General features: G+C 70.1%; 15 protein-coding genes. 10 read left to right on the forward strand and 5 right to left on the reverse strand.

From position 1 onward, the window contains the following. Nucleotides 1–10: 10 nt before the first annotated feature. From WMF46_RS04380 to WMF46_RS04405, 6 genes are all read left to right on the forward strand, one after another. Nucleotides 11–547, forward strand: coding sequence for a chemotaxis protein CheX (locus WMF46_RS04380; RefSeq protein WP_437984443.1), 537 nt, complete (start codon nt 11–13; stop codon nt 545–547). 35 nt (nt 548–582) lie between these two features. Continuing rightward, nucleotides 583–960: a response regulator gene (locus WMF46_RS04385; RefSeq protein WP_437549671.1), complete on the forward strand. Its 378-nt coding sequence runs from the start codon at nt 583–585 to the stop codon at nt 958–960. Between the two features lie 272 nt (nt 961–1,232). Then, complete coding sequence (locus WMF46_RS04390) at nt 1,233–1,577, forward strand: hypothetical protein (protein WP_437984444.1); 345 nt, start codon at nt 1,233–1,235, stop codon at nt 1,575–1,577. A gap of 34 nt (nt 1,578–1,611) precedes the next feature. Then, a complete protein-coding gene (locus WMF46_RS04395) occupies nt 1,612–2,052 on the forward strand; it encodes a hypothetical protein (protein ID WP_437984445.1) in 441 nt (146 codons plus the stop codon). A gap of 283 nt (nt 2,053–2,335) precedes the next feature. Next, nucleotides 2,336–3,166 carry an SDR family NAD(P)-dependent oxidoreductase gene (locus WMF46_RS04400; RefSeq protein ID WP_437984446.1) on the forward strand — a complete coding sequence of 277 codons (831 nt, stop codon included), beginning with the start codon at nt 2,336–2,338 and terminating at the stop codon, nt 3,164–3,166. A gap of 10 nt (nt 3,167–3,176) precedes the next feature. Further along, nucleotides 3,177–3,566: a nuclear transport factor 2 family protein gene (locus tag WMF46_RS04405; RefSeq protein ID WP_437984447.1), complete on the forward strand. Its 390-nt coding sequence runs from the start codon at nt 3,177–3,179 to the stop codon at nt 3,564–3,566. A gap of 174 nt (nt 3,567–3,740) precedes the next feature. Here WMF46_RS04405 and WMF46_RS04410 read toward each other — a convergent pair whose 3' ends face one another. The 3 genes from WMF46_RS04410 to WMF46_RS04420 all read right to left on the reverse strand — a co-directional run bounded on the left by WMF46_RS04410 (nt 3,741) and on the right by WMF46_RS04420 (nt 8,270). Then, entirely contained in the window at nt 3,741–5,234 is a 1,494-nt protein-coding gene (locus WMF46_RS04410) for a carotenoid oxygenase family protein (protein ID WP_437984448.1), read from the reverse strand. 110 nt (nt 5,235–5,344) lie between these two features. Then, nucleotides 5,345–6,079: a hypothetical protein gene (locus WMF46_RS04415; RefSeq protein ID WP_437984449.1), complete on the reverse strand. Its 735-nt coding sequence runs from the start codon at nt 6,077–6,079 to the stop codon at nt 5,345–5,347. Nucleotides 6,080–6,332: 253 nt separating this feature from the next. Further along, complete coding sequence (locus tag WMF46_RS04420) at nt 6,333–8,270, reverse strand: glycosyl hydrolase (RefSeq protein WP_437984450.1); 1,938 nt, start codon at nt 8,268–8,270, stop codon at nt 6,333–6,335. 789 nt (nt 8,271–9,059) lie between these two features. Between WMF46_RS04420 and WMF46_RS04425 the strand changes: the two genes are divergently transcribed. Next, nucleotides 9,060–9,869, forward strand: a complete 810-nt coding sequence (locus WMF46_RS04425; protein WP_437984451.1) for a transglutaminase-like domain-containing protein — start codon at nt 9,060–9,062, stop codon at nt 9,867–9,869. Nucleotides 9,870–10,162: 293 nt separating this feature from the next. Beyond that, nucleotides 10,163–11,512: an MBL fold metallo-hydrolase gene (locus tag WMF46_RS04430; RefSeq protein WP_437984452.1), complete on the forward strand. Its 1,350-nt coding sequence runs from the start codon at nt 10,163–10,165 to the stop codon at nt 11,510–11,512. Nucleotides 11,513–11,595: 83 nt separating this feature from the next. Here the strand turns inward: WMF46_RS04430 and WMF46_RS04435 are convergent, their stop codons facing one another. Beyond that, complete coding sequence (locus WMF46_RS04435; RefSeq protein WP_437984453.1) at nt 11,596–12,774, reverse strand: hypothetical protein; 1,179 nt, start codon at nt 12,772–12,774, stop codon at nt 11,596–11,598. Nucleotides 12,775–13,121: 347 nt separating this feature from the next. Between WMF46_RS04435 and WMF46_RS04440 the strand changes: the two genes are divergently transcribed. Then, nucleotides 13,122–13,871, forward strand: coding sequence for a hypothetical protein (locus tag WMF46_RS04440; protein WP_437984454.1), 750 nt, complete (start codon nt 13,122–13,124; stop codon nt 13,869–13,871). 41 nt (nt 13,872–13,912) lie between these two features. Here the strand turns inward: WMF46_RS04440 and WMF46_RS04445 are convergent, their stop codons facing one another. Beyond that, nucleotides 13,913–16,492 carry an ATP-binding protein gene (locus WMF46_RS04445; RefSeq protein ID WP_437984455.1) on the reverse strand — a complete coding sequence of 860 codons (2,580 nt, stop codon included), beginning with the start codon at nt 16,490–16,492 and terminating at the stop codon, nt 13,913–13,915. A gap of 303 nt (nt 16,493–16,795) precedes the next feature. Here WMF46_RS04445 and WMF46_RS04450 point away from each other — a divergent pair, with 303 nt between their 5' ends. Next, nucleotides 16,796–17,566, forward strand: a complete 771-nt coding sequence (locus tag WMF46_RS04450; RefSeq protein ID WP_437984456.1) for an SDR family NAD(P)-dependent oxidoreductase — start codon at nt 16,796–16,798, stop codon at nt 17,564–17,566. The last annotated feature ends 76 nt before the right edge of the window (nt 17,567–17,642 follow it).

Genomic DNA, 17,642 nt, shown 5'->3' on the forward strand with positions numbered 1-17,642 from the left:
GGAGAGGGGAATGAACTCGGAGAGCTGGGACCGCATCCACGAGGAGCTCGCTTCGTCGTGCGTCCACCTGTTTCGTGACAACGGCGTCGAGCTCGGGCGGCTGGACGACGCGGCGTCGGAGGCGACGCCGGGCAACGCGGTGGTCTCCTTCATCGGCTTCACGGGCGACCACCTTCGCGGGAGCCTGACCATCGTCGCCCCCGTGGCGCTCATCACGCGCAGCCACCCGCTGCGAGAGCAGCGCGAGATCGACGAAGACATGGTGTGCGACTGGGCGAGCGAGCTCGCCAACCAGCTGCTCGGGCGGGTGAAGAACCGCCTGCGCCACCTCGGGCTGGTCATCGTGCTCTCGACGCCGAGCGCCGCGATCGGCGAGCACCTGCGCGCCAGGGAGGAGCAGAGCGATGGCTTCCGGCGGCTCCTGTTCGCCGCGGGGCCCGACCGGCTCGTCGTGCTCTTCGACGCGCTGGCCCCCGACGACGCGCTGGAGCTCGAGGAAGTGAACATGCCCGATCCGCAGCCCGAGGGCGAAGTGCTGCTGTTCTGAGCGGATGGCCGTACACGCAAGAGGAGACACGTCACATGGCCAAGAAAATTCTTCTCGTCGAGGATTCGAGTACGGTCCGCCAGCAGGTCGGCATTCTCCTGTCGGGGGCGGGCTATGGCACGCTGGAAGCGGACAACGGCCGAGATGCGGTCGCCACGGTCGCCGCCCACAAGGATGATCTGGCGATGATCATCGCGGACGTGAACATGCCCGTGATGAACGGGATCGAGATGATCCAGAGTTTGCGGGACAAGGGGCTCGCGTCGGGCGTTCCGATCCTGATGCTCACCACCGAGGGGCAGCCGGAGCTCATCGAGAAGGCCCGGAAGGCCGGCGCGAAGGGCTGGATCATCAAGCCGTTCAAGCCGGATCTGTTGCTCGCGGCGGTGAAGAAGCTCGCCGGCGAGCCCTGAGGCTGCGGCCGCGCGAGCGGCGGGTATCCCCGCGACGTCGGCTCGACCGAGGGGCGTCGCTCCCTGGTACTGCGGAAAATCGGCGACTGCCTCCGGTGCTCCACGGATCTGCCTTGCGGCGCTGGACAGCGCTCGGTGGTTGCGGCCCAGCGTTGATCCGTGTGATCCTCTGTGCGGGAGGTCACCGAAGGCGGCCGAATAGACAGACCAGGTCCACCGGCGTCGGTTGGCCAGTCGACTACTCGTTCGGCCTCTCGAGCAGGAGTGGGTCGATGCCTTACTACAGCGTGATTCTCGAAGGAAAAGGTATAAAGGTCGAGGTGGCAGACGGGGAACCACCGATCATCGGCTTCTTCGCGACGCGCGCGGTTCGAGCCCACTCGGTGAAGCAAGCGGAAGAAATAGCCAAGGCAATGGTTCTCGCGGACTGGACCACGGGGGAGTATGCACCCTTGAATCAGGGTGGGGCACCGGTGCTGAAGGTGGAAGGCGTCGACGCCTTAAGTTGGTGGAGATTTTTGCGGTTCAAGAACACGGGGCACGTTTTCTTTAGCATGGACGAGGACGATGCCGAACAAGCCGTTTCAGCCGAGCGCCCGGAGGCGGGGGCCGGCTGAACGGATTCGCTGAGGCGCCCGCCAGGATGACCCGATGAGTACGCGCCTTGCTCTCGACCCACGGTGGCCAGCGCCGACCTGCTCGATCTGTGGCACGCTGTCGGAGGAGCCGGCGCACTGGCGAAACGACCTTGGACGGCTGTGCCCGTCCTGCTGCGGCGCGCTACGCGACCTTCTTCGGGCGGGGCCTCCCGAGCGAATTGCGGGGATCTGGGGACTAGAAGCCGCTGAGCTGAACCTGCCTGCCAACGCGGTCGCAGATCTCGTTGACATTGCAGACGAGGCGACGCATGCCGACCTTGCGACCGCATACCGCGAAATGGGCCTGTTCGGTGATGCCATCAGAGAAACGCTGTTCGTCGCACGCGGCAATGGAGAGCGCCCGTGGCATCAGGCGCTCGTCATCTTGTTGGCTGCCGAGATCGCCCCGGACGAACTCTTCGATAGGTTGAACGCAGCTCTATGTAGGCGATAGCAACCGGCGAGAGCCGAGCCCGGCTAACGGCTGCTGGTGCCGACGGTGCACCAAGCCTCGCTCCGCTGGGCGCAGCGCCCTGAAGCCTCCGCAGGGCGTCAGGCGGGAGCGGCGCCACGAAGGGCGGCACGCTGGTACAGGCGTGTCGTCACAGGCCACGTGACCGAGCGTCCGCGCATCGACCGACGAAATCGCGAAGAGCGCGTTCGCGTGCGTCCGGCGCGTCGAACGCAAGCTTGACACGAGCGAGGTTGTCGTATTGCCTATCCTGCTCGGAGAGCCCATGAAGAAAGCGTGGAAAGATGCAGTCACCTTCATCACGGGCGGCGGCTCGGGGATCGGTCGAGCGCTCAGCCTGGAGCTCGCGCGGCGCGGCGCGCGCGTGACGGTGACGGACGTGAACGGCGACGCCGCTGCGAAGGTGGCAGCCGAGGCCGGAAACGGTGCTTCGTCGCGCGCGCTCGACGTGCGGGACGAAGCGGGCATGCGCGGGGCCATCGAGGACACGGCAGCCCGCGGCGGGCGCCTCGACTTGCTCATCAACAATGCGGGGATCGGCGTCGCCGGCGAGGCGCACGAGATCCCGCTCCCGCACTGGGACCGCGTCCTCGACGTCAACGTGCGCGGCGTGCTGCACGGCATCGTGGCGGGCTACCCGATCATGGTGCGCCAGAAGAGCGGCCATATCCTCAACGTGGCCTCGCTCGCCGGCCTGGGCCCAGCGCCGCTCTTCACGCCGTACGCGATGACCAAGCACGCCGTCGTCGGCCTCAGCACGAGCCTGCGAATCGAGGCGGCGGCCTACGGCGTCCACGTCAGCGTGCTCTGCCCGGCGGCGGTCGAGACCCCGATCCTGGACTCCGAGAACCCCCCCGATCTGCCGGCGGTCCCGTGGGTTCCGAACGCGCGACGCCTGCTCGAGGCTCTTGCCGGCCCGCCTTACCCGGCCGACGCGCTCGCGCGCGAGGCGCTCGATGCGGCCGGCGCCGACGTGCCCGTCATCGTGCTCCCCTCGCGCGCACGCTTGCTCTGGCGCCTCGGCAGGATGTTCCCGGCGCTCGTCGAGAAGGGCGGCCGAGACGAGATCGCCAAAGAGCGAGCGGCGCGAGGGTGAGCGTTCGAGCGTGGGGGATGGGGCTCCGCTCCTCGGCGCAGACGCTGAGCTCGCCATTACCGCGCACGTGCTGAGCTTCATCGACGCCGTGCTCATCGGAGGGGCGCACGCGCGAGCGTCGGAGTTCCTCGGCGCGAGCTACGTCGAGCACCGCGACACCGACGCGAGCGGCCCCGCCGCGCTCGTCGAGTACGTGAAGGACGAGGGCATCAGCTACGTCAACGTGCACCACGTCATCGCCGACGGGAACTTCGTCTTCACCCTGTCGGAAGGAAAGCGCAACAACGCCGCTTATGGCTTCTACGATCTGTTCCGCGTCGAGGGCGGCGACATCGTCGAGCACTGGGACTCGCGGCGCTCCGTGCCCAGCTCGACCATGAGCGGGCTCCCGATCTTCTAGAACACCGATTACGTTGAAACCCGGAGAATTTTCACAGGGAGGCGAGGAGGCGGGGAGGAAGAAGAAATGAATTTTTCCCTCTTCCTGTCTCTCGCTCCCCGCCTCCCCGCCTCCCTGTGAAATTCCTGTTTTTTTTCTCGTGGTTTCCGCCAGCCGGGGCGGAAGCAGCGGCTTTCAATCCGCGCGGGGCAGGAACGCCCCATGGAAGGTCTGGGGCGAGGCGTGGAGCAGGTGGACCCGCGCCGCTGGCCCATCGTCCAGGTGCGCAGCGTCCCAGACGTGGATGGCGCTCTTCCCGGCCTTCGCGTCGGTGACCAGGGCGAGCACGTGGCCGTCGCCCTCGGGAGCGCCGGGCGCGCGCGGCACGAAGACCGGCTCCGACGGGCGCTCGTGGTGCGCGACGGGCGCCAGGGTGATCGCGCCCGTGTCGACGTCGACGCGCGCAATGGCGTTTCCGTGCGGGTCGTCGGCCCGCCCCTTCGTGGCGAGGAAGACGACGCCGTGCCGATCCCCCTCGACCCGGGGGTCGACGCGCGGGAACTCGCCGACGACGCCGCCGAGGTCCTCCACGAGGAGCTGCTCGCGGCCCGCGCGCACGCGGTGGCGCACGAGGACGCCGCCGTCGACGGAGGCGAGCTCGGGCCGATCCGGGTCCTTGCCGATCGAGCCGAGCGTGGCGAGCGTGCGGTGGCGGACGAGGTCGACGACGAGGTCCTCGCCGTCGTCGTAGGCGTTCGCGAAATGCCACTGGAAGAACGCGTCGACGCCGAAGCGGCGCACGCGGGAGACGTCGTCGATGTCGACGACGATCACCTCCGTGCCCCGGCGGGGCTCGAAGCGCACCCAGGACTCGAAGCCTCCCCACTGGAGCATCGCGCGCCCCACCCGGATGATCGCGGGCGAGACGAAGAACACGAGGTGCCGGCGGGTGGCGCAGAAGTCATGGAGCATCACCGGCGCCGGGAGCGGCACCGCGCCGAGCGAGCGCGCGCGCCCGTCGTCGTCGACCGCGTAGAGGTCGATCTGGGTCCTGCGCCCGTAGCGGACGCCGAAGTTGTAGCTCGTCTTCCTGGCAGCGACCCGGTGCGGGTGGGCCGAGAAGGTGGGGCCCACCGCGCCGCCGAGATCGCTCTCGCCGAGCGTGTCGAGCGTCGCGGGATCGAGCTCCGTCGGCCTGCCAGACTCCACGAGCGCGAACAGCCGGCCGCCGGCGAGGAAGGGGCTCGTGTTCGCGACGTTCTTGCCCCGGCGCTTGCCCTGCAGCGCGTGGAGCACGCGCTTCGGCCAGGACAGGGTCGAGCCGTAGAGGCGCCGCCCGGCCGCGAGCTCCTCCACCAGGCCGCGGCTGCGCACGAGGCGGTGCGCGCCCTCCGCCCGGCCGCCCGACAGCCGCACCGCGAGCACCCCTCCGTCGGCCTCGAAGGAGTGCGGCACGCGGACGCCGAAGAGGGTCGCGCGGGCCGGGCCCACCCGAAACAGCGTGCCCTCGAGGCCTTCGGGCAGCGTCCCCTCGACGGCGAGCGGCGTGAAGCCATACTCGGCCTCGAGGTCGAGCGGGTGATCGAAGGCGCGCGCTCCGCGAGCGGCGTCCGTGGAGGCGCCCCCCGCGCCGGCGAAGGCGGCGTCGAGGGCGGCGTCGAAGTCGGGGGCGGACAGGGCGATGGACATGGGACCTCCGGGCGGCCGATGTGATCGACGATCACATCGGCCGCTGGTGATGTCATCATCGATCACAGTGGCGGGCGTCGAGGCGGCCGGCGCACCGGCGCCGGCGCTCGTCAGTGCAGCCTGTCCTTGGCCTCGGCGAGCTCCTCGTTGATCCGGTCCACGAACGCGTCGAGGGTCATCGGGCCGTTGCTCGCGGCGGCGGCGGCCTCGATGGCCTGCGAGGCGAGGGAGGTGAGGCGCTCGACGTAGGCGAGCTGGCCCTCGAGCTTCTCGTAGTCCCCGTCGACGAAGTACCCGCTGTCGTCCTTGACGTCGAGCTCGGGCGCATAGCGCTGCTTCACGTACCGCAGGATGGCGCACACGGCGACGTGCACCTTGGGGCCGGCGAACTGCGTCTTCGTCCAGTTGTAGCGGCTCCCCTCCTTGAAGAACTCGACGCCCGGCGCCTCTGGCAGGCTGGGGACGCTGACGCTGACGCGCGGCCCTCCGCCGCGCTCCGCCTTCTCCTGCGCTGCGCGGGTGAGGTTGCGCGTGATGGCCGCGGACTCCGCCAGCGCCTGACGCATCATGTCCGCCATCTTCGAGTCGCTGAGCAGCGCGTGGTACGTGTGGTTGATGAAGGTGCCTTCACCGTCGAAGTGAAAATGGAGAGGCTCGCATTCGCGGTGGGGATAGAGCGTGATGCCCTCGAGACCCGAGCAGGTCACGCGCCGATCGGCGATGAGCTCCTTCATGGTCTTGCTGGGCCAGCCGGCGGCCGCGGCCTTGGCGGCGAGATCCGCGACGAGCTCGGGGACGACGATCGGGTCGCGGAGCTTGCCCGAGTACGCGATGGAGATGCCCATGGTGCCTCCTGAACGATCTCCCCTTACTCCAGCGCCGTCGTCGAGGCCAGAGCGCGCCGGGGAGGGAGCCCTCGGCCGCGGCGACAAGCACAGTGAAAGAGCCGCCGGAGCTCCCTCGCTCCGGCGGCTCTGGGCCGCCTGGGACCGCCTGGGACCGCCTGAACCTCGACACCTGACCGCGAGGCCCGGGGCTCGGCGGTTCCTTCACGTCTAGAGCGGATGTCCGCGTTCCGCTCCTCGCCTCCTCGCCGGGCTACTGGCAGGCTGTCGCGCCGAAGCAGACCGCCGGATCGTCCGCGAAGCGACGGAAGTTGTCCGCCTCCGGGTGGCCCGGGAAGGGAACATAGTAATAGACGGCCTTGTTGTCGAAATCGCTGCCGTCGTAGTAGGTCTGCCACGTCAGCGCGTAAGCGACGCCGGCGCTCTTGGCGAGATCGAGGAGGTGGGTGTTGTACCAGTCCTCGGTGAGCGCGCCCTGCCCCGCGTCCGGAAACAGGCTCGTCACCTCGGCGGAAGAGAGCGTGACGGCGCCCGCCGAGCTGAGGCCGTAGTTGGCCAGGAAGTCCGTCCGCAGGCTCTCATCGAACAGGGTGTCGTGCCACTTGCTCACGTGGTCTGCCGCGTAGAGCGCGAGCGAGGCGCCCGCGGCGAGCTTGCTGACCCGGTGGAGGAGGTGCAGCCGGTAGGTGCCCGTCTCGGTGAGGGCGTGAGGCTTGCCCTTGGCCGCGCCGATCGCCGCGACGGCGCTCGCCATCGCCTTCATGTCCTCGAGATCTGCCGGGGACGCCGCGCGCTCGTACGGGTAATAGAGATCGATGCCGAGGATGTCGATGAGGTCGTCGCCAGGGTACGCCTCGAGGTAGTACTCCTCCAGCAGCGCGGACGGCGGCTGGCCGTCGTTCTCGAGCGCCGCGATCGCCTCCTGGGGCGGGCTCTCGTACGCCGCGCCCAGCCCGGTGAGCTCCTCGACGAGGCGGGCCCGGAGCATGTCGCGAGAGAGGCTCTCTGGATCCCTGACCTTCGCCTCGGCGGGCGTCACCGAGCTGTCGCTCAGCTTTCGCACCTTGTCCGTCGAGTACGCGAAGATCACGTTCTCCATCCCCGGCTCGCTCCGGACGGCCTCGGCGAACGTGCGGTACGCGGCGCTGTAGGCGGCGGGGCCGGTGACGGCCTGATCGTCGTCTAGCAGAGCCTGGCAGTTCCAGTAGGGCTGACCCCACCAGAACCATCCGCCGGTGTGCTCGTGGAACGGACGGAGGACGATCGGCTTGCCGTCGAGCCCGTGCTCGCGGAAGAACTGGGCCACGTACTTCGCGTGGGCCACGAGCCAGTCGCGCGCCGAGATCCCGGCGTGGGTCCCCCGCTCGATCGGCACGTCGTTGGCGATCTTGCAGATGCACTTCAGGTTCTCCGGGATGTCCGCGCTGGAGCCGAGGGAGCGCGAATAGTACGTCTCGGCGTAGAACGGGGTGCCTCCGCCCTGGGCGTGAATCGGGACGCTCTGTCCGTCGACCGTGATGGTGGCGAGCGGCGTCTCGATGGCGTCCGCGAAGTCCGAGGTGCTGACGTCGTAGTTGCACGGGGGCGTGTGCCAGTCGAAGGCCACCATCCCGCCCGGCTGCTCCAGCATGTACGCCGCGGCGTCCGCGGTGACGTCGCGGCGATTCCAGGGGACCGGATCGAAGACCATCGCGTCGAGGGAGACGCCGAGCAACCCGGGGTTCTCTCCCACGGTGGCGCCGGCGTCCGACGACCAGCCCCGCTCGCCGCGGCTGGCGGCGCCCGCCATGCTCGAGAACCAGTCGTTGGTCGACACGAGCTGCTTGGTGCCCGGATCGTAGAGCCCCCACGTGATGGCGTTCTCGTAACCGAACCGGAACTTGCCGGATCGAGACGACGTCCAGAGGTCCTCGAGGAGGTCGCCCCTCGGCGTGTCCGGAAACTCCGGCGTGTCTCCCGGCGCGCCTCCCGTGCCTGACGACGTGCTCGACGACGTGCCTCCCGAGGTGCCCGACGACGCGCCTCCCGAGGTGCCCGACGACGCGCCTCCCGAGGTGCCCGACGACGCGCCTCCCGAGGTGCCCGACGAGGTACCTCCCGACGGCGTGTCCTCGTCCGACGACCCGCAGGCGGCCGTCAAGCACAGGAGGAATGCGGCATAAACGCGTGGACTGAGCGGGACAAGATTCATGGGTTCTCCCCTGCGAACGGTGCCAGTGACGAAGCGACAATAAAGCGTGTTAATCGGTTCAGTGTCAACGGCCATCTCACCAGGGGAGAGGTGCGCCGCCCCGGGCTTCGCGCCGATTTCACCCGAGCGCCCCTCGATGCGATGCTGCGGTGCGTCATGGCGCAGCTGGCTTGCCGCGAGCGCATCGCCGGCAGGTTCGGCCGGCTGCCGCCGGCGCGCCCTGTCCTGGAGCCCTGCCGGGACAGGTTCTTAACCGGTTCTTCGTTTATGGGGTTGCATCCAGCGAGCGCGCTTGAGCGCATGGCCTCGGCGGCCGAGGTGGCGACCCATCCATGCGTCGCGGCGGAAGCGGTCCCTACCGCCCGGCACCAGCTGGCCCGTGACGAGCACCATGCCGTGCTGCCAGGCGCCGCGTCGCTCCTGCGGGTAAAGCGCATCACGGCATCACGCAAGCGACGTCGCACGCCGCCTTATCACGACGAGCCGAACGTTGACCGTCAGCGGCGGTGGATCGTTCTTGACATACATGGGCGCTGCGTACAGACTGTTTCAGTAGGCCATTCGAGCGTGTGCCGAAGAATTCGTCGCGCTCGGGGTCCAGGGGCTCGCAGCGGCGTCGCGCGGTGCGGGCTCATCGAGCTTGACGTGGGATAGCTCGTCCGAGCGCTCCGTCGCGGCGGGGAGCTGGCGCGGCCGGCCGTCGCGCGGCGGTTCGTGCGCCGCAAGAACAGGGGGCCTCGCTGCGTCCTGCTCGTGACTGGAGCCGCGCGATCACATCGAGGTGCACCCATGCAGATCCGCGTAGGATACGAGCTGCTCTACGAATTCCCACGACCTACGCCGGTGATCCTGACGCTGAGCGTCCACTACTCGCGTGCATCGGATCTGGTGCGGCCCGATCACATGCTCACCAGCCCGTCGATCCCGGTCCGAGCTTACCGGGATGCCTTCGGCAACTGGTGTAGCCGTATCGTCGCGCCGGCGGGTCAGCTGAAGATCTCCGCCGACGCGGTGGTGAACGACACGGGCGCGCCGGACCGCGTCGTGACATCGGCCGAGCAACACCCCGTCGATGCGCTGCCAGAGGAGACGCTGGTGTTCTTGCTGGGCAGCCGGTACTGCGAGACGGATCGCCTGTCAGAGGCGGCGTGGGACCTGTTCGGCCACTCGCCCACCGGCTGGGGTCGCGTGCAGGCCGTCTGTGACTTCGTTCATCGGCACATCGCCTTCGGATACGAGTTTGCGAGCCCTACCAAGACGGCGGAGGAGGTGTTCAACGATCGGAGAGGCGTCTGCAGAGATTATGCGCACCTCGCGATCGCGCTCTGCCGTTGCCTGAACATTCCGGCTCGTTACTGCACCGGCTACCTGGGCGACATCGGCGTACCTCCTCCCCACGGGACGATGGACTTCTCCGGCTGGTTCGAGGCCTATCTCGGTGGCGAGTGGCATACGTTCGATGCGCGCAACAACGTGCCTCGCATCGGGCGCGTGCTGATCGCCCGCGGGCGCGACGCCGCCGACGTGGCGATCACCACGACCTTCGGCGAGAACACGTTGCGGAGCTTCCGCGTCTGGACGGATGAGGTTGTGGGCTAGCTCCGCCCGGGGCAGCCTCGCGCGGTGGCCGCGCTCATCGGGGCGGTGAGGGTGCTCGTCGTGAGCTCGCTCGAAGGCGCCGCAGCGCTGCCTTCTTCGACCGCCGCCGGAGCGATGTGACGGCGCTGCACCGCCGCGAATGTCGTCGATGCAGGGGACGGTGGTGTGCAACTTGGACGATCGGGTGGTGTGGTGATGGCGTCATGGCATTGGGGCCGCCTCGCTGCGTCCGGCCGCTTGAGGCGAGTCGGCGCACATGCCTGCTCTCGGTCAGCGTGGTAGTCTGCGCGCCTATGGACAACGCGCATGGAGACGGTATCGATGAAGGAGACTGGGGACGACTTCACGTCACGCGCGCCTGCTGTGGTGCAGGCGTTTGCAGGAACTTCGCTCCAGAGCTCCTGGGCGAGGTCGCGCCCGCGCACTGGAAAGCCATGGACGGCGACGTCCGGCGCCGCGGCCCCGCGGTGCTCGTGGGCACCTATGATGAAGGGGCCTTCACCGGCATCCTGCGCCAGCCCCGGAGCCGGGCCGACCTCGAGGCGGCGCGCTCGGCGGTCGCCGCCTGTCCGGTCAACGCCTTGCGCCTCCGATCGTCGTCGCCATCCCGAGCGCGGCCCGGCGCGCTCGGCGCCCCGTTCCGCGCCTGGCCGCGCCGCATCGAAGAGGACGTCTGGGCCCTTGGCCACCCCGCGCGCGAAAACGCGGGCGCGACGGCCTACTTCATCGAGCGCCCCGGCGGCGGCGTGCTCGTCGACCTGCCGAGCCCGACCGAGGCCGTCTTCCGTTTCCTCGAAGAGCGCGGCGGCGTGCGGTGGATCTTCCTCACCCACCGTGACCACACCGCGCACCACGCCGAGTTCGCGGCCCGCTTCCCTGGGTGTCGCCGCGTCCTCGGCGCCGCGGACGTGAACCCGCGCGGCGCCGGGCGCAATCCGGCCACCTCCGAGGTGGAGATCCAGCTCAGCGACCGCCTCGATCCGATGACCCTCGACGGCTCGCCGCTCGCCGACGGCGACCTCGCCGGCGCCGAGCTCGCCGTGCTCTCGCAGCCCGGCCACACCGCGGGCTCGATGTGCCTGCTGTACCGGGGCCGCTTCCTGTTCACCGGCGACCACCTGGCCTACTCGCGCCGCGTCGGCCAGATCGTGGCGTTCCGGCTCCAGTGCTGGAACGACTGGGGGCGTCAGATCCGCTCCGTGCGCCGCCTTGTCGCGCTGGCGGGCGCCGGCCACCTCCGCTTCGCGTGGCTCCTGCCTGGCCATGGCGAATGGCACCGACTCGAAGGCGACGGCGGCGCTCCCGCGGCGGCCGCCGAGCTCAAGTGCGCGCTCGCCTGGATGGAGCGGCAGCCGCCTGGCCACGTCCCTTTCTTCCGGTTCATCCCCTGGTTGCAGAGCCGCTCGTACCCCGGCACCCGCCTCGCGCGCGCGGTGCACGCGATCGGCGGCGATGGCCCCGGGAGCGAGGCCTGGGTGCTGCCGCGCGCCGCCCGCCCGTACCTGCCCGATTACCGGCCAGAGAAGGCCGCCGCCGCGTGGCTGCGGGTCTCCCTGGTCGCGGCGACGGCGCTCGGGGCCGCGGCGGCCGCCGCCCGGCTCGCCGCGCGCGCGGCGGGGGCGGTCGCAAAGAAGAGGGCGTGAAGCGGCCTTGAGGGGCGGCCGGCGCTCCGATCTTCGCAGGGCCGGGGCAGGGGCCCGAGGCGCCGCCGCGCCGGCCTGCGCGCTCAGCCGGCCGCGCTGCCTCGGTCGTCCGGTCGCAGCAGATACGCTGTCTCGGGGTTCTCCCGGCGCCAGATCACGTTGTCCATGAAATAGTGGTGGATGTTCACGAACACGAAGACGGCCGCGAAGTACGGTGTCGGGCCCAGGTCGGACATCGCTTCGCCGTCGCTCGAGCTCAGCACCAGCGCGCCGTGCGCGCCGTCGAAGAGCGCGGGCGCGCCGCGGAACACGACCCACCCGAGGCCGACGGCGGTCGCCGCCAGGAGCCCGAGGCGCAGGCCGGTAGGGCGCCCGAACAGCGGCGGGCCCTCGGCGTCGCGCGCCTCGTTCCGCTTCATGAGCCAGACGAAATACAGATACTGAACGGAGTGGAGCGCCGGGATCACGTACACCATGAGCCGGTCGAGGCTCGAGTAGACCGTCCAGAGCCAGATCGTGATGAGGAAACCGGCCAGCGGCGCGAGCGGCGGCAGGCGCCGCTCCATGCGCCACCTGCGCGCGAGCACCCAGAGCAGCGCGAGCGCGCTGAGCCCGAACGCGAGCCCGGTGACGGGCTCGAGCGCCGGCGGGTGCGCGAGCGACGTGTAGACCACGCCTTTCTCCTCGACCTCCCTGCCTGGATCCGCCGGGCTCGCCCACGCGTACGCCCAGGCCGCGAAGCAGTGCGCGAGGATCACCCTGCGCTCCAGGGGGTCGAACCGGAACCCACGCCGCGCCGAGAGCACCGTCAGGACGCCGAAGCCCTGCTTCACGTAGTGCCAGCCCACCAGGAGGAACATGAGCTGGATCATGAAGCCCATGGACAGCGCGGAGCCGGTCGAGAGCGCCCCGATCGCCCACGCGAGCAGCGCGACCGGGACCAGGAGGCCGGCCAGGATGTAGCGGGCTCGCTGCGCCGGGGCGAACGCGCCGCCGAACGCGCGGTGCCTCGCGTCCTTGTAGAACAGCAGGTACGTCACCGCGAAGTGAGGGTCGTTGATCACGGACGCGGCGTGGAACGTCAGGAAGCCGATCGCGAGCTCCGCCGCGTCGAGCCCGACGGCCCTGCGGGCGAGCCACGCGAGCGGGAAGAGCACGAGCGTCGCGCCCCCGACGAGCAGGAACTCGGTGAGATGGGCGCGCAACGCGGCTCGACGCGGCGTCGCGACCGGGACTGGCAGCGTCGCGCCCGCGCTGGTCATGCGCCGAAGCTACCACACAGGGACGCCCGTACGACGGGCGCGCCGCGCGCTCGGCCGCCGACGGATCTGCCAAAATCCGTTGACGTCGCGCCGCTGGCTCCGAGCGAGCTTGGCGCGGTGCGCTGCCGGCTCGAGGGGGTCGCGGGGCGCCGTGGCCTCCCTCCCGCTTCGTCATCAATAAATGACGAGATCTCTCGTCACAAATAAATGACAGATCGCTCGCCGCAAATAAATGACAGATCCGATGTCGCGCCGCCGCCGGCGGCAGCGAGGGCGTTCGGCGCGAAGCGGGCGCCGCTCCTCGTCCAGGTCCAGCTGTGCTATTCCGCGATCATGCGGAGTCGATCATGAGCCTGGGCGATCTGGTCGACGAGGTCCCCGAGGACCCGCTCCTCACCGGCGCGGTCCAGCGCGCGCTCGTCGCCTATGCGGCGGTCCTCCCCGAAGATGTCCTCCGTGACGTCGAGATGCTCGCCACGAGGACGCTGTTCGTGCACCCGCTCGGGATCTCGTTCGTCGCCCGGCTCGCCCCCGGGATCCGCGTCGAGGTGGACATGGGCGACGATCTCGCCGAGCAGGCGCAGCAGGGGTTCGCCGTCGGCGAGATCATGATCTCGATGATGCGCGTGCTCCGCAGGCGGTCGCGCGAGCGGGGCGAGCGTCGCTTCCTGATGCCCGAGACGCCGATGCTCATGCTGCAAGCGTTCCTGGGCTACTTCAACCCGGACCCGGCGCTCTGGACGATGGGCGACGACGCCGTGCGCGGCGCGCTGGATCGCCTCTGCGAGGCCGTCGTCGGCCTGTTCTTCACGGGCCTCGTCGTCGATGTGCTGGAGAGCCCATCGTCGCTCGACGACTGGGGGGAGACCGGCCTCGCGCTCTCCGCGGGGCTGCCGGCCATGACCGCAGCGCTCCGCGGCGCGAGGGCCCGGCTGTCCAGGCGCGACCGGCACGCGCTGGAGACCTACGATGCCTGCGGCTGGGATCCGGCGCGGCTCGAGCGCCGGCTCGGCGGCGGCCCGGAGCCCGCCCGTCCGGCCTTCTTCGCCCTGGGCGCGGCGCTCGCCGCGGAGCTCCGCGCCTCACCGGCGAGCTGACCCGCGTGGCCGGCGTGGTCGTGAGCGCGCGCTCCCTCGCCTCACTCCGCCCCTTCCGTTTGCCGCGCGGGCAGCCACATGCGCACCGTCGTGCCCTCGCCCAGCGCGCTCTCGATACGGATGCTGCCCTGGTGCTCCTCGATGAACCGGTGCGTCAGCGACAGCCCGAGCCCGGTCCCTTGCCCGGGCGGCTTCGTCGTGAAGAACGGCTCGAAGATGCGGCTCAGGTCCTCGGCGCGGATGCCGCAGCCGTGGTCGTGCACGTCGATCTCCACGCCGTGGATGTCCCCGCGCGGCAGCGGGCGAGCCTCGACCACCACGGCGCTGCCGTGCGGGCTGGCGTCGAGCGCATTGCCTATCACGTTGAGCAAGGCCGACTCGAGCTGCGATGCGTTGACGAGCACCTCGGGCAGCGCCGATGAGGCGCCGTCCGTCTCGAGGTGGACCCTGCGCTCGCGCGCCCGCGGCGCGGACAGGTCGACAGCGCGGCGGAGCGCCGCGCGCACGTCGCACGGCTCCCGGCCGATCGGCTTGCCGCGCGCGTACTCGAGCAGCGCCGTCACGAGATCCGAGCACCGGATCGCCTGCCGCTCGATGGTGCTGAGCGCCTTCAGCAGCGAGGCCTCGTCGGGCAGGCCGTGCCCCTTCCGGTGCCGCCTGAGCAGCAGCTGGGCGTTCATCAGGATGGCCGACACCGGGTTGTTCATCTCGTGCGACAGGCCCGCCACCAGCGTCCCTATCGCCGCCATCTTGCCCGCCTGGAGCAGCTCCTGCTGCGTCTCCGAGAGCCGCTCCAGCGCCGCCGCGAGCTCGCCGTTCTTCGCCGCGAGCTCCAGATAGGCGCGGTGCAGCCGCTCGGCGGCGCGGACTCGCGCCCTGAGCTCCAGGGGGTCGAACGGCTTGCTCATGTATTCGTCGGCGCCGACGTCGAGCCCCCCCACGGCCTCCGCGCCGCTCGCCCTGGCCGTCAAGAGGAGGACAGGGATGTCCCGGAGCGCGGGATCCCCCTTGAGCCGCCGGACCAGCTCGAATCCGTCCATCTCCGGCATCATCACGTCCGAGACGATGACATCCGGCCGCTTCGCCGCGATCGACTCGAGCGCTTCCCGGCCGTTCGTCGCCAGGACGATCTCGTGTCCGGCCGACAGGATGTCCGCCAGGTACGATCTCATGTCGGGGTTGTCTTCCACGACGAGTACGCGCGGCCCCTCCGCGCCGCCGCCGGCGCGGGGCGCGCCTGCGGCGGGCGGCGGAGGCACCTCGAAGCCGCGGAGGTTGACCGACGACGGGGGAGGCTCGTAGGTGCCCGCGCCGTTGAGCGATCGCGGCGGCTCGGGCGCGGCGGTCGCCCGCCGCGCTGCCAGGAAATCCGCGGCGCGCGGGAGCCGCACGAAGAAGCGAGAGCCGACCCCGGGCTCGCTCTCCACGCCGACCGTGCCGCCCATGAGCTCCGTGAGCTCCTTGGCCAGCGACAGCCCGATCCCCGTCCCCTCGTGCTTTCGCGTCGCCGAGGCGTCGATCTGCTGAAACCGTTGAAAGAGCAGGTGTCTCCTGTCCGCCGGGATGCCAGGGCCGGTGTCCTCGACCGAGAGCTCGAACAGACCGTCGAGCGCCCGGAGGTCGACGGTGACGCGCCCGCCAGGCGGGGTGAACTTCAGCGCGTTGCCCAGCAGGTTGAGCGCGATCTTCTCGAGCTTGCGCCGATCGGCGGGGACCCTCCGCAGCTCGGGATCCACGTGAATCGAGAGATCCAGCCCGCCGCGCGCCGCCGCCGGGCGAGCCTCCTCCACCATGTCCGAGACGAGCTCTCCGACGTCGACGGCCTCCCAGTCGATCTGCATCTTGCCGGCCTCGATCTTCTGGTGATCGAGGACATCGTCGACCAGCCGGCGGAGCCGCCGCCCGCTGCGCTGGATGAGCTCGAGGTCCGCCCGCACCCGCGGCGAGAGCGGTTCGTCCCGGCTCGACAGGAGCGACTCGAGCGGTCCGAGGATGAGGGAGAGCGGCGTCCGGAGCTCGTGGCTCATCACCGTGAGGAACTCTCCCTTGGCGCAGGCCGCGGCGTCCGCCGCCTCCTTGGCCTTCTGGAGCTCGATCTCCATCCGTTTGCGCTCGGTGATGTCCGCGTAGATCCCGAGGATCCCCGTCACATCGCCCCGTTCGTCGCGGATGGGTACCTTGCTGGTGAGCAGGAACCGCTGCTCGCCGTCCGGGCGGAGCAGCGGCTCCTCGACGTCGAGCATCGAGATGCCGCCCTCCATGACCTCCCGGTCGATGCGCACGAAGCACTCCGCGTTCTTGCTGCCCCACACGTCGAAATCGGTCTTGCCGACGAGGTTCTCCAGCACCTTCGTGTTGGTGTCGTTGAGGAAGTTCTGATTTCCCCCGAGAAACCGTCCATGACGGTCTTTCCAGAAGATGGCGTGAGGGACGTTGGCGATGACGTACTTGAGCACCGCCTGCTGCTGCTCGACGGGCGCCGGCGTCCATTCCTGGGCGGCGGTGCCAGTCGGGGCCTCGTCCGGAGGCGCCACACGGGGCGTCTGCGCGCGTGCTTCGCGCGTCCGACGGGCCGTGAGGAGCCTGCTGATCTTGGCAGAGAGGCGGTAGAGACGTCTCATCGTCGTATCGTCACAGGAGCATAAGGCGAGCGCGGGCGACATCAAACCTGCTCAGCACCGGGACGCCGCGGTCGAGCGCGTGCGGTCGTGTAAAATGACGCCCGAGCAGCCTGGCGCATCGGATCCGCCGCTCACCTCGCCGCTGGGCGCTGTGGTAGCGCCTGGTGTCGGTCCCGTCGAGCTCTCCCGGCGGCGCTGGCCTGCGCGTCGCTGGCCTCGTCCCACTGGCCCTGAACCCCACCAGCGCTGCACCGGCGCCTGCGCGCGGCGGCTCCGCCGTGCTACAGGAGAGGAGGTACGCCCATGGTGGAGGGAGTCGCGCTCATCACCGGAGCGGCGTCGGGTATCGGCGCTGCGACCGCGCGCAAGCTGTCGCAGACCGCATCCGGCCTGGTCCTGATCGATCGGCGCCGCGACGCGCTCGACGCCCTCGCGGGCGAGCTCCGCGGGCCGGAGCTCCTGCTGCGCGAGGCCGACGTGGGGGACGAGGCCGCGTGGGTCGAGATCGAGGCGGCTGTCGAGGGGCGCTTCGGGAGGCTCGACCACGTCGTCGCGAACGCCGGTATCGCCCACGGCGCGCCGATCGAGGAGACGTCGTTTGACGACTGGCGGCGGGTCCTCTCCGTGAACCTCGATGGGGTCTTTCTGACGCTCCGGACGGGCCTTCGTCTCCTCAGGAAGACCGGTCGCGGCGGGACGGTTGTCGTCGTCTCCTCGGTCGCGGCGGTCAAGGCCGAGCCGGGGATCGGTGCCTATGCGGCATCCAAGGCGGGCGCGGCGCAGCTGGTCCGCGTCGCGGCGAAGGAGGGGGCGCGCGACAAGATCCGGGTGAACGGCGTCCTGCCTGGCGGCGTCGAGACGCCGATCTGGGCCCAGGCGCCCTTCTTCCAGGCGCTCGTCACGACGGCCGGCAGCGAGCGCGCCGCGTTCGATCAGATGGCGGCGATGTCGACGCCCCTGGGCCGCTACGCGAGCGCCGACGAGATCGCCGGGCTCATCGCGTTCCTGCTCTCCGACGCCTCTGCCACCATGACTGGCGCGCTCCTCGTCAGCGATGGTGGGTATTCCCTATAGAGCGACGGGCCCGTCGTCGGTGCGGTGAGCGCCGCGCTGCGGCGCGTGTGACAGACCCGAAACAAAGGCGCGGTGC

Origin of the sequence: Sorangium sp. So ce117 (genome assembly GCF_051524395.1) — a bacterium.
GTDB classification, from domain to species: domain Bacteria; phylum Myxococcota_A; class Polyangia; order Polyangiales; family Polyangiaceae; genus Sorangium; species Sorangium cellulosum_B.